Annotated in this window: 11 protein-coding genes; 6 read left to right on the forward strand and 5 right to left on the reverse strand. The window is 54.7% G+C overall.

The window, feature by feature from the left end:
• The 5 genes from EPN93_18130 to EPN93_18150 all read right to left on the reverse strand — a co-directional run.
• Positions 1–1,047, reverse strand: a 1,047-nt coding sequence (locus EPN93_18130) for a hypothetical protein (protein TAL31279.1), incomplete at its 3' end; no start/stop codon positions are given.
• Between the two features lie 22 nt (positions 1,048–1,069).
• Positions 1,070–1,984: a hypothetical protein gene (locus EPN93_18135; GenBank protein ID TAL31280.1), complete on the reverse strand. Its 915-nt coding sequence runs from the start codon at positions 1,982–1,984 to the stop codon at positions 1,070–1,072.
• Complete coding sequence (locus EPN93_18140) at positions 1,981–2,508, reverse strand: RNA polymerase sigma factor (GenBank protein ID TAL31281.1); 528 nt, start codon at positions 2,506–2,508, stop codon at positions 1,981–1,983. Before EPN93_18140 ends, EPN93_18135 begins: the two co-directional genes overlap by 4 nt.
• 146 nt (positions 2,509–2,654) lie before the next feature.
• Positions 2,655–3,308, reverse strand: coding sequence for a hypothetical protein (locus tag EPN93_18145; GenBank protein ID TAL31282.1), 654 nt, complete (start codon positions 3,306–3,308; stop codon positions 2,655–2,657).
• A 282-nt stretch (positions 3,309–3,590) separates the two neighbouring features.
• Entirely contained in the window at positions 3,591–4,196 is a 606-nt protein-coding gene (locus EPN93_18150) for a hypothetical protein (GenBank protein TAL31283.1), read from the reverse strand.
• Positions 4,197–4,376: 180 nt separating this feature from the next.
• Between EPN93_18150 and EPN93_18155 the strand changes: the two genes are divergently transcribed.
• The 6 genes from EPN93_18155 to EPN93_18180 all read left to right on the forward strand — a co-directional run.
• Positions 4,377–4,748, forward strand: coding sequence for a hypothetical protein (locus tag EPN93_18155; protein ID TAL31284.1), 372 nt, complete (start codon positions 4,377–4,379; stop codon positions 4,746–4,748).
• A 37-nt stretch (positions 4,749–4,785) separates the two neighbouring features.
• Complete coding sequence (locus tag EPN93_18160; protein ID TAL31285.1) at positions 4,786–5,325, forward strand: hypothetical protein; 540 nt, start codon at positions 4,786–4,788, stop codon at positions 5,323–5,325.
• A 394-nt stretch (positions 5,326–5,719) separates the two neighbouring features.
• On the forward strand, positions 5,720–7,183 hold the full coding sequence (locus EPN93_18165) for a DUF3375 domain-containing protein (protein TAL31286.1): 1,464 nt from the start codon (positions 5,720–5,722) through the stop codon (positions 7,181–7,183).
• Positions 7,167–7,772, forward strand: coding sequence for a DUF4194 domain-containing protein (locus tag EPN93_18170; protein ID TAL31287.1), 606 nt, complete (start codon positions 7,167–7,169; stop codon positions 7,770–7,772). The genes EPN93_18165 and EPN93_18170 overlap by 17 nt, the downstream gene beginning before the upstream one ends.
• A complete protein-coding gene (locus EPN93_18175) occupies positions 7,769–11,140 on the forward strand; it encodes an ATP-dependent exonuclease SbcCD, C subunit-like protein (protein ID TAL31288.1) in 3,372 nt (1,123 codons plus the stop codon). The genes EPN93_18170 and EPN93_18175 overlap by 4 nt, the downstream gene beginning before the upstream one ends.
• On the forward strand, positions 11,137–11,920 hold a 784-nt coding region (locus EPN93_18180; GenBank protein ID TAL31289.1), incomplete at its 3' end, for a hypothetical protein. The genes EPN93_18175 and EPN93_18180, both read left to right, overlap by 4 nt.

Below are 11,920 nucleotides of genomic sequence, written 5' to 3' on the forward strand. Positions count from 1 at the left end.
CGCGCCCGTCGTATAGCGGTACGACCCCAGCACGCCGAACCGGAAATAGCGGAGCATGGTTATGTAACCCCCTATCTCGGGTTCCAGCAAGAAAAAGGAACCCCCGGCGCCGTTGTCCGGTTCATCTCCCGTATCGCCGGCCTTCGTGAATCCATACCCGCCCGCCCCGATGGTAGTGCCAAAGGAAAGCTGAAATCTTTCTTTCGGGAACAGATAATACTCGAGCAGCAATCCGCCCCATCCCATCTCCACGTTGGGATAGCTCCCCACGTATGGCCTTCCCTCGAATTTTTCCCGCCTGGTCGGATACGTGAGTCCCATTCCGCTCACGCCCACGGTCAGGCAATCCATGAGCACGATGCCCCCGCGCGCGCCCGAGAGGTTCGCATCGATTCCCCCTATCCGGGTGTACTGGTTCATGACCCCTGCGTACCATGACAGGCCGGACCCGTCTTTGTCCGCTTTCTTTTCCGGGAGGGCCTTTTCCGCGTCCTCAAACCACTCCTTCATTTGCTCCCACGGATTCTTTTCGGGCCGGGCCTTCCCGCTTTCTTCCGGGGCAGCGGCGCGGCCCGAATAGCGCGCGACGAGCAGTTCGAGCGCGTTGTAGAGCCCGCCCTCGTTCGCGGAGCGCTCGTTATCCGCATACACCACGCTGCCGTTCGCGATATCGATGACCTTTACGCTCACGATGTACATGTCGATGCGGTCGAGGCTTCCCACCGCCACCAGGTCCGCCGAGAGCATTTTTCCTATTTCGATTGCGCACGCGGTGTCCACGCACCCGCTGGCCTGGAATCCCTGCTCTTTCAGGACGAGCTCCACCTGCCTCCGCTCGAGCATGTTGTACAGGGACGTCTTGTACAGCATCACCTCGAAGGCGTTGCGCACGATGCGGGCGTTGGCATCGGAGGTGTTGTTCGCCGAGAAATCGAGCACGGCCAGGCGCTTCTTCTCACCGGCCGCATGGGCCCGGGCGGTCCCCAGGGCGAGCACCAGGAGAGCCGCGCATACTATCCGACCCGTTACTTTCACCGCCGCCTTCATGCCGACCCTCCCGCGCTTCACGTCATTTTACCTTCTCGGATATTTTCCGGGCAAGGGACCCGCACGCCCCGTACAGCTCGTCCAGGGAACCGCCCTGTACGCTCTCCGCGTAGATGACCGACGAGTCCTGCGTGTCGACCAGGCGCGCGTCCAGGGTGAACCGCCCCCCGAGGCCGGATACGGAACCCACCAGCAGATAACGGGCGCCGAAATTCCTGTTCCCGTCAAGAACATTCACCACGCCCGCGCTCCCGCGGATGCGGGCAAGCTCCTGCTCCAGCCTTGCCGCGAAAAGCGGCCCCTGCGCGCCGTCCAGGTTCTCGGTCTCGAACGCGCCGATACCGATGACCGGCCCCCGCGGCGCGGCGCGGTCTTTCTTCGAATCCGAATCGTCGCTTCCCGGCGGGGTAAGTTTTTCAAGGGCTGTCTCGTCCGGCGCGTCCGCCTTCCCGTCCCGCGTTCCGTCCCTGTATCCCGTCTTCCCCCGCGTTTCCAGAGAATCCGTTTTATCGCGCGAGGACGCCTCCCCCTTCCGTTTCTTTCCGTCCTTTTCGTCCGATACTGAAGACCCGGCCTTCTTAGTCTCATGCGCCGCATCCGGGGATATTGTTTTCTGATCGTCATGCCGCTCATCCAGGAGGGCCGATACTACTGCGAGATTGCCCAGGGCGAGACTGCCCGCGATCGCCCCGCCGCCCAGGAATGCCAGTGCCGTCCACATCACGGCGGCGCATTGCGCCATTGAGAGCCTGACTCCGAGCCTGCGGGTAAGGGTCGCCACCCCCGCGACCGCGCCGAAATAGGGGCTGTACGCGCCCGCCGCCTTCAGCGTTTTCACGAGCGCCGCCCTTTTCGACACGAGCGCGCGCCGGCGTATCTCGGGCGGCACGTGCCGTGCGAGAGCGAACCGCGACAGGATTTCGCTCATCCCGCTCATAGCAGGTCCTCCAGGTGTTTCACCCCACGCTGCCTCAACCGCTCCTTGACCCGCACCCCGATCTGGGTGTATCGGTACTCAACCTGCCTTCTCGTGAGGCCGAGCTGTCCCGCCGCCTCGGCATAGCTGTAGCCGCTCATCGCCACCAGCTCGAAGACGACCCGATCGAGATCGTCCGCGTACGTCCCTTCTTCTTCCAGCACCTCCTTTATGATGATGCGCGTGTCGCGAAAGCCATTGACGAACGACAGTGCAGCATCGTCAAAGATGTCGTCGATATCGGCGACATCCCGCCTGTTTTTCCGGTAATATTCCTTGATGATTAAGTTGAGGGCGATGAAGATCCATTTTCTCACATTGTCGACGCCGTCCAGCCTGGTATACAGGCGGAGGAACAGTTCCTGGCAGATGTCCTCGGCGTCGTGGGCGTTCCCGATCTTCGAATAGACGGCGCTGTAGGCGACGGGGTAATAGTCGAGGAAAACCTCGGCGAAACGCGAGCGCTGTGAAATGTGTGCGGCCATACGGGAGCTTCCCTGCCTTGTGAACGCCTGTAATCACGGTGCGGGCACGCCCTCCTGATTATCATCGCCCTCCTTTTCCGTCAACAGATTTGTCCGTGCGCCCGTCCGCGGGGGCGTCGCAACGCCCCCGCGGCAGCTTCACCGCGCTAGAACCATCCCAACTGCGCCGCGACAGACACGCCGTACGAGCGGATATCCTTGTCATGGAATTCTCCATGGTCCGCCCCGCTGGAAAGGCGGTACGATACGAGCGCCCCCAGGCGGCAGAAGCGCGTAAGGTTCACATAGGCGCCTATTTCCGGCTCCATCATGAAGAAGACCTTCGTGTCGCCGTCATACTCGTCATGGGAATCATTGTCGCTTTTATGGCTGGAAAAGGAGATCCCCCCGGCCCCCACGGTAAGCCCCATGGAGACGTGGAACAGGCTCTTGGGAAACAGGTGATACTCGAGCAGCAGTCCGCCCCACCCGATCTCCGCGTACGGCTTCAACCCGTCGTTGGGCTCCCCCGACAGCGTTTCGCGCCTGTTGGGATACGCGACACCCATCCCGCTCAACCCAATAACAAACGAGTCGTCCAGTATGAGCCCGCCCCTGGCGCCCGCCAGGTGGGCGATGTGCCCGCCTATGGTCGTGTTCTGGTACATGAGCGCGCCGTATCCCGAATAGTTGAAATCCATCCCGCCAAAAAGTGTTGCCGGGGGATTGTCCTTCTTTTCCGGCGCCTTGACCTCCTCTGCCGCGAAGAGCAGGGTTGTTGCACACATCATCGAAACTAAAAGAAACAGCATTCGCTTCATACGTCCTCCTTGAATTCCGGGGCGCTGTCAGGCGGGCATGTGTTTCCGCTGCCGCCCCCGGATCGAATATGTGGAGGTCGCCTGCCGCATCAGAATTCCGGTTGTATCGGACCATCCAACGCCGCCCGCGGCTTCCTGTAACTATTTGTCAGGAGGGGGCGGAACCGCACAAAATTTTTTAATGGGGGTGTGCCGCTGTTGTTCCTGAACAGCATCTATAAAGGGCGGTACCCGACCGAGAAGGACTTCTTCCGCACGATGTCCCCAGCGGAGAAGACAAAATTAAATACGGCGAATCTTCATTGTTCCGGCCATAAGGTCCGGTATCGACAAATCTTGTGGCACATACAACCAGACAGGGGTTTCCCGCGGGAAATTGCAGTGCGCGCGCTCGTCCCGAATGTGTTCGATGAGTTCTTCCCACATATTCATTTCCGTTATCACGCCGACAATGATCTGCCGACCATCTATCGTTTTAGCCTTGCTTACCGTATGGTGCAAGCATCCGGAATCAATGCTATCCCAATCAAGCTCCTTAACCATTTGATCGCAGGCTGCCTGCAAAAACCGCTCGGTATTCCAACGATGCCCTTTCCTTAGCCGGATATTGTTACGGCCCAATAATAATCGCCCGGTTACCCTGCTGCACACAAACGCAAGAGATACGGTAACAATCAATGAGGCCAGGCAGACCACCGTAAGACCCACTATGGATTCCTGGTGATATACGACTCCTTCATTCACGTCGAAATATCTGCCTTCCGAATTGTACGGCAGACCCAGGTGGCCCAGCAGAAGCCATCCAAAAAACAGGAAGCTCAATAGTGAAACCAGGGACAGCAGGCCGGAGAGGGCGATAGTTGCTTTATTAAGGAGTAATGATTTCATAAGTTTTATAGCTAAGTAAAGGGTACCAATCGCTCGATTTTATTCAATGATAGGGCTTTGACCTTGAAAGTCAATTAATTTCCACTCAAAGACGAATGCGGGCTCAGCCTGCGGAAGGTCTCCCCACTCCCTTGACATTTTGAGCACAATAAGCTAAACTACAAATCAAATTGCATACCCATGGAACCCATAAATCCCACCAAAACCCTCCACGCCGCATCAACCGAAGAATGGCGCAGATGGTTGAGCGACAATGGGCAGATTGAGAAATCCGTGTGGCTGATTATTTATCATAAAAACAGCACGACTCTGAGCGTGCGCTGGCACGACGCTATTGAAAACGCGCTTTGTTTCGGCTGGGTTGACAGCAAAGCGATCAAGCGCGATAAGGAAAGCTGCTTTCTGAAATTCACCCCGCGCAACCCGAAAAGCAGGTGGGGAAAAAGGAACAGGGAAAGGGCGTTGAAAATGATTGAGAGCGGGTTAATGACCCGATTCGGACAGGCGCTGATCGATAGTGCAAAAGGTACGGGGAAATGGGATAGTGAATGATGGAAAGCCGTTCGAAATTTAACCATGTGGGTGTATCATGACTAACATTGAATTTAATTTCACTCTCGTTCTCTTGATTTTATCGACACTAGAAATACTCGGACAGAAATTGCTGATAGAAAGCTTTTTCCGATTCGGAATACCGTTCAGCCGATCCGTGTTTAATCATCAGGTCGATGTGAGCCATGATATCAACAAAACGATTGTCAAACCGGAGGGGAAATTCAAGTTTATTTCAAAAACCGAATGTATTTTCGCGTCGCGGTTTCATTTTTTCTCCTTCTTCAGATTCGAATCCATAATCCCGACAAAAAATATCTGCACGATAAAGAATGGAAAATATGAGGTGATTTCAAAATTGCCCTTGGGCATGACTTTGTTTATTCTCTATATGATGGTACTATTTTTTCTCAACTACGTCACCGAGCCTGTACTCGATATAAACGCGTTATTTCCTGTTATTTTTCTTCTGGTAATTACCGCGATGTACTTCATTGAACATCACCGGGTTGGAGTAATGAAAAAGGAATTACGGGAAATTTTGGGGTTAAATGAAACGGCCGACAGCAAGGCGTAACCGATTCGCTCTCGGTCGGATAACGGAAAATATCTATCGTGCAGTATAGTCAGTATCAATCCCCCTGATGACGCATCAGCGAGCAGAAAATCTCGTCGCCTTACGACAAACAGAGCTTCACCCTCCCCTGGCCCCTCCCATCAAGGGAGGGGAAAAAGGAAAATCCTGGCTTGCGCGTGCAGGCGCACGTCCTGTGCGCACCTGGGCACGCGACACGATGTCGCGTCTGTGCCCGGCCGGGGGGTGTCCGCTGTTGAACACCCCCTGCAAAAAGCACTGGAAACAAGCCAATGTTTCGAGAAAGATGCTTGATTTTTACTTTTAGTGGAATTCACCTTGTGCCAGACTTGATCAGTCATGGGAAAGGTGAAACTATCACCGACAGGTACGCTCCTTGAGTCTTTCTTTCGATTCGATTACTCAGCTTTTCAAATCCCATCCGGCACTCAGGCTGTTACGGGCCGAGAATGCGCCGCTGATTCTCTCCTTTTTTGATCGGGCTTTTATCCAGCCCAATATTCGTTATATCAGTCAATCGAACCTCGCCTCAATGCTTGACGATATGCTCTACCGGATTCGGGATGCAGAGGGCCAGGACGCCTTCCCCAGGAGCGCGCAATCGTATCTTGACGACTGGTCCCACAACGACAGGGGCTGGCTCCGAAGGTTTTACCCCCACAGCTCCGATGAACCCCATTATGACCTGGCACCCTCGGTTGAAAAAACCATGACCTGGATTGAAAGCCTTTCCGCCCGCGCATTCGTGGGCACAGAATCCCGTCTGCTCACCATATTCGAGCTCCTGAGGCAGATGGTCCTGGGCGCGGAAGAGGATGCCGAAACGCGTATTACGGAGCTGGAAAAAAAGAAGAAGCAACTGGACGATGAAATTGCCGCGATCCGGCGCGGCGAGCTGGAAATCATGGACCAGACGGCCCTGCGCGACCGTTTCATGCAATTCAGCGCGATGGCGCGAGAGCTTTTATCCGACTTCAGGACGGTCGACCACAACTTCAGACAACTGGACGGCCGGGTAAGGGAAAAGATTGCGGCATGGGACGGGAGCAAAGGAGCGCTTTTAGAGGAGATATTCGGAGAACGCGACGCGATCACGGGATCCGACCAGGGCCGGAGCTTCAGGGCCTTCTGGGATTTTCTCATGGCGCCGCAAAGTCAGGATGAGCTCACCGCGCTCATAGAAAAAGTGTTTGCACTTGATGCGATCGCCGGATTTTCAGAAGAATTTCGCCTTAAGCGGATACATTTTGACTGGCTTGACGCGGGTGAGCATACTCAGCGGACCGTGGCGAATCTTTCCTCCCAGTTGAGGCGTTACCTTGACAACCGGGTATATCTGGAAAATAAGAGAATAATGGGCATTCTGGACAGCATTTCAACCTCGGCATTGTCGACGAAGATGAACGTTCCTCAAGGAGACTTCATGTCGGTAGAGGATTCCTCGGCGGAAATTCGGCTGCCGATGGAGCGGCGAATGTACTCTTCCACGCAACAGGGACACATCCCGGCCCTGGTGCAGGACGCGGACGGTGCCGACATAGATTATCAGGCGCTCCTCGATCAGACGTATGTCGACAGATCAGTGCTGCTGTCGAACATTAAAAAAGAGCTTAATGAAAGCGGCCAGATACCGCTACACTCTCTATTAAAAAGATATCCGATTTCCCGGGGGCTCGCGGAATTGATCGCCTACATCTCCATCGCGAGTGAAAGCCCTTTTTCGGTATTCGACGAAGAGCGGCGGGAACTCGTGGAATGGCGCACCGCGTCGGGTGTTATAATGCGCGCGTATATCCCCTACATCATATTGAACAGGAGCGGCAATGACGGAGCCAGGTGATCTCGAAAGGGATTTTTCCCTGATTGTTATATCGCTTCTCAAGGGCGTAACGTATGCTGAAGATGATCCCGCTTTATGGCATAAACTCATGTCACGCCAGTCGTCCGTTCGGGATTATGTCCGAACTTTGGGATTGGAACTGGTAATTCACGAGGACGAGGGGTACGCCTGGCTGAAAAACGCGCCGTGGGCCGTCGAGAGCGGCCTTCCCGTCCTGGCCGCGAGGAGACAGCTTTCCTATCCGGTGAGCCTGCTCCTGGCCCTGTTACGCAGAAGGCTCACCGAGCATGACGCATCCAGCGGCGATCGCCGCCTCATTGTAAGCCGTGATGAAATCGTTGAGATGATGCGGACCTTTCTCCCGCCAGGCAGCAATGAGGCGAGAATCGTCGACCAGATTGACGCTCACCTCAATAAAGCGATCGAGCTGGGCTTTATCCGCAGGCTGAAGACCGAAAACAATAAAATCGAAATCAGAAGGATACTCAAGGCCTTCATAGACGCACAGTGGCTCCACGAATTCGACCGTAAGCTGAAGGAATATGTTCAACGCAACCTCGGCAATTCGGAAGCGGGGGATGAAGAATGAACGGGCAGATGGACCTCGAATTCATGGACGACGACAGGCTTGCCGGATTTCGCCTTTCCCGGATCGAGCTCTATAACTGGGGAACCTTCCATGACAAAGTATGGTCCCTTCATCCCGCCGGGAAAAATATACTCGTAACGGGAGACATCGGTACCGGCAAATCCACCATTGTAGACGCCCTCACCACGCTTCTCGTTCCGGCGCACCGCATCTCGTACAACAAAGCGGCCGGCGCCGAAACGCGCGAGCGGACCTTGCGATCGTACATCCAGGGATATTACAAGACCGAGCGGAGCGAGGACGGATACCGCGCCCGTCCGGTCCCGCTCCGCGATTATAACAGCTATTCAGTGATTCTCGGGGTTTTCACCAATAGCGGCTTCGGGCAGACCGTAACCCTCGCCCAGGTATTCTGGCAGAAGGACCAGGCGGGACAGCCTGACCGTTTCTACCTGGTCGCGGATGCGGACCTGAGCATCTCCGGGCACTTCGCGGGATTCGGTCCCGATATTCGCGAGCTCAAGAAAAGATTAAAAGCCATGGAACATGTCGACGAGGTATATGACAGGTATCCGCCCTACGCCATGTCATTCAGACGTCGATTCGGTATCGTGAATGACCAGGCTCTTGAGCTTTTCCTTCAAACCGTTTCCATGAAAACCGTGGGGAACCTTACCGATTTCGTGCGTGCCCATATGCTTGAATCTTTCGATATCGGCGAGCGGATCGAGGCGCTCATCGCTCATTTTGACGATCTCAACACGGCCCATAATGCGGTACTGAAAGCCAAGAATCAGCTTGAAAAACTCGCTCCTTTGGTGAAAGACCTCGATCGCCATGCGGAGGTGACAGGCGCAAGGGAATCGCTGCGCACCTGCCGCGACGGGCTTCGATCCTATTTCTCCCGCCTCAAGGCCGGCCTTCTTGAAAAGAGGATCGCGAACCTGGACGAAGAACGGAGAAAGGTCGAAGCTCGCATACTCCAGATCGACGAACGGCTCTCCCATGAGCAGGCCGAGAGGGACAATATCAGGCAGGCGATTTCAAGGAACGGGGGCGACCGTCTCGAGCGGCTGAAAACCGATATAGGCACGCTGCTGGATAACAAAAAGGCCCGGCTGCGCAAGGCCGAGGAATACCGGGAAATTGCTTCCAAGTCATCTATCCCATTCGACGGATCGATGGATGCGTTTCTTAACAATAGAAACTCCATCGACACAGAATTGAAGCGGACAGATGAACGTGAAACGGCGCTGCACAATTCGCGGGTTGAGGCCGAGGTTGAATTTAAAGGGCTCCGGGACGCTCACAAGGAGGTTCACGAAGAACTGGAGTCGCTTCGGAAAAGAAAAAGCAACATCGATTCTGTTCAAATCGGGATCAGGAAGGATATGTGCCGTGAAACGGACATCGACGAGAACGAGATGCCGTTCGCGGGAGAACTCCTCATGGTCCGTCCCGACGAATCCCGCTGGGAGGGCGCGATCGAACGGCTCCTCAGAAACTTCGGGCTTTCCCTGCTGGTGCCGGAACGGTATTATCCGGCCGTTTCGGAATGGGTGGACAGGACTAATTGCCGGGGCCGGATAGTCTATTTCAAAATTTCCGCGAAGCAGTCAAGAGGCGACGAGGACCTTCACCCCGAGTCGCTCGTTCGCAAGCTTGACATCAAGCCGGGGAGCGAGTTGTCTTCCTGGATAAGCGCCGAGCTTGCCCGGCGCTTCGATTATGCCTGCTGTGATTCCATGGAAAAATTCAGGCGCGAAAAGCTGGCGATCACCGTCGCCGGCCAGATCAAGGGCGCGGGAAACCGCCATGAAAAAGACGATCGCCGGGACATAAAAGACCGGAGCCGGTATGTTCTCGGGTGGAACAACGAGGCTAAAATGGCGTCGCTGCAGGAGCGGCTTGTGAGATTCGAAAAAGAAATAGCCTCCAAAGGGACGGCCATCGGCTCGATACAAAATGAAATCAAAATCGCCTCCGAACGAAAAACGCTGCTCACCCGGCTTGACGGGTTCAGGTCCTGGGAGGAAATTGACTGGCAGCCGATTTCGCTCCAGATAGATGAGCTGGAACGCGAAAAAAAAGAGCTTCAGGAGGCCTCGAATATTCTGGCGACCCTGAACTGCCAGTTGGAGCAGATCGAAACCGCCATTTCAGAATTGAGGGACAAGCGAGACCGGGAAAAAGAGACGGGGGCAAAAAATGCCGAAAAAAAGGAACAGGCGTCGATGTCGCTGGAACAGTGCCGCGAGGTAATCGCCGCCGCAGGTCCCGAGGACACCAATCTCACGCGCCAATTGAATGAGTACCGCTCTACGGCGCTCGGCAACCATGCAATCACTCTCGAGTCCGCCGATCACCGCCAACAGGACGTGCGGGAATGGATCCAGGCAAAGATCGATGCCGAGGACAAGCGTCTTAAAAGCCTCGAAGAGAAAATAATCAGGACCATGCAGGACTACCGCCGTGAGTATGTGGCGGAGACGACGGATATAGACGCGCGTCTTGAGAGCGCGCCTGAATTTCGCGCCATGATGGCAAGACTGGAGAAAGACGATCTGCCGAGGTTTGAGTCACGGTTCAAGGACCTCCTGAACGAAAACACGATACGCGAAATCGCGAATTTCCAGTCCCAGCTCAACCGTGGACGCCAGGTCATCCGGGAAAGAATTGAAAAAATCAATCAATCACTGTCGAATATAGAATACAACAAAGGTCGCTATATCAGTCTTGAGGCACAGGACAGCCCGGACGCCGAGATCCGTGATTTCCGGCAATCCCTGAAAGCTTGCACCGAAGGAAGCCTTACCGGATCCGAGGACGAGCAATATGCCGAGGCGAAGTTCCTCCAGGTACGCGCCATCATTGACCGGTTTCGCGGACGCGATTCATGCAGCGATATCGACAAAAGATGGACTGTAAAGGTGACGGATGTACGCAACTGGTTTGTCTTTGCCGCTTCCGAACGCTGGATCGAAGACGGAAAAGAATATGAACATTACACCGATTCGGGGGGCAAATCGGGCGGCCAGAAGGAGAAACTAGCTTATACCGTGCTGGCCGCGAGTCTTGCCTACCAGTTTGGTCTCTCCTGGGGTGAGGTCAAGTCGCGAAGCTTCCGTTTTGTGGTCATTGACGAAGCCTTTGGCCGCGGGTCGGACGAATCCGCACGATTTGGACTGGAGCTGTTTAACAGGCTCAATATGCAGCTCCTGATCGTGACGCCCCTGCAGAAAATCCATATAATCGAGCCGTATGTTTCAAACGTAGGATTTGTCGATTCCCCTGAAGGTCGGGAGTCAAGGATCAGGAACCTCACGATTGAAGAGTACCGGACCGAGAAAGAGGCGCGGCTCCGATGAATTACGGCAGGCAATGGACCACAATCGCGGCGGTCAAGACCGCGGTAAATAAAAAATGGTCGAATGGCGGCATTCTGCGCGAAACTCTGGACAACCAGGGTCTGTTCCCCATGAAAATGGCCCTTTCCGGACCAACCCCCCTCGAATTGAGCGAACGCTATTCCGAAGTAAAAGAATGGATCAGGGAATACCTGGAATCCGACGTCACGAAACCGTTCAGGATCGAGTGGAAAGAGGTGAACAACCGAATAATTGGGAACAATAAGATTCCTACGGCTGTCATTTTCGAGAGTCCTTCACAGGCGGCAAAATTGTTGGGACGGACAAAGGAACTTGCACTGTTCACCAAAGCTTCGAGTGAAATCCTCAGCAGGTTTCCCGACCTGTCGCCGTGGCTGGCGAAGAATCCATTAAAGGTGATAGAAGCAGCACCCATTATCAATCGCGTGCTCGATGTAATCGATTGGATATATGAACACCCTCGTCCGGGTATTTATCTAAGGCAGCTTTGCGTCAAGGGCGTTGATTCCAAGTTTCTTGAATCCCATAAAAGAATTATCACTGACTGGCTGGATCTCGTATTGTCGGGCGATCAGATAAATTGCGCTTATACCGGCACTAAGCTATTTGAGAAGCGGTTCGGATTTCTGTCTAAACCGACCATGGTTCGCTTCCGTATGCTCGACAGCAGACAAACGGTCGGCGGGTATTCGGATGTCATGGTGCGTGCGGATGAATTTTGTGCTATTCCCCAGGCCATAGGGACTGTATTCGTAACGG

The sequence above is a fragment of the Spirochaetota bacterium genome, assembly GCA_004297825.1.
GTDB lineage: Bacteria > Spirochaetota > UBA4802 > UBA4802 > UBA5368 > FW300-bin19.

Coding starts and splice junctions, on each gene's coding strand:
- EPN93_18160 (TAL31285.1), top strand. CDS start 4,786: ATGACTAACATTGAATTTAATTTCACTCTCGTTCTCTTGATTTTATCG.
- EPN93_18170 (TAL31287.1), top strand. CDS start 7,167: ATGACGGAGCCAGGTGATCTCGAAAGGGATTTTTCCCTGATTGTTATA.
- EPN93_18135 (TAL31280.1), bottom strand. CDS start 1,984: ATGAGCGGGATGAGCGAAATCCTGTCGCGGTTCGCTCTCGCACGGCAC.
- EPN93_18145 (TAL31282.1), bottom strand. CDS start 3,308: ATGAAGCGAATGCTGTTTCTTTTAGTTTCGATGATGTGTGCAACAACC.
- EPN93_18175 (TAL31288.1), top strand. CDS start 7,769: ATGAACGGGCAGATGGACCTCGAATTCATGGACGACGACAGGCTTGCC.
- EPN93_18155 (TAL31284.1), top strand. CDS start 4,377: ATGGAACCCATAAATCCCACCAAAACCCTCCACGCCGCATCAACCGAA.
- EPN93_18140 (TAL31281.1), bottom strand. CDS start 2,508: ATGGCCGCACACATTTCACAGCGCTCGCGTTTCGCCGAGGTTTTCCTC.
- EPN93_18150 (TAL31283.1), bottom strand. CDS start 4,196: ATGAAATCATTACTCCTTAATAAAGCAACTATCGCCCTCTCCGGCCTG.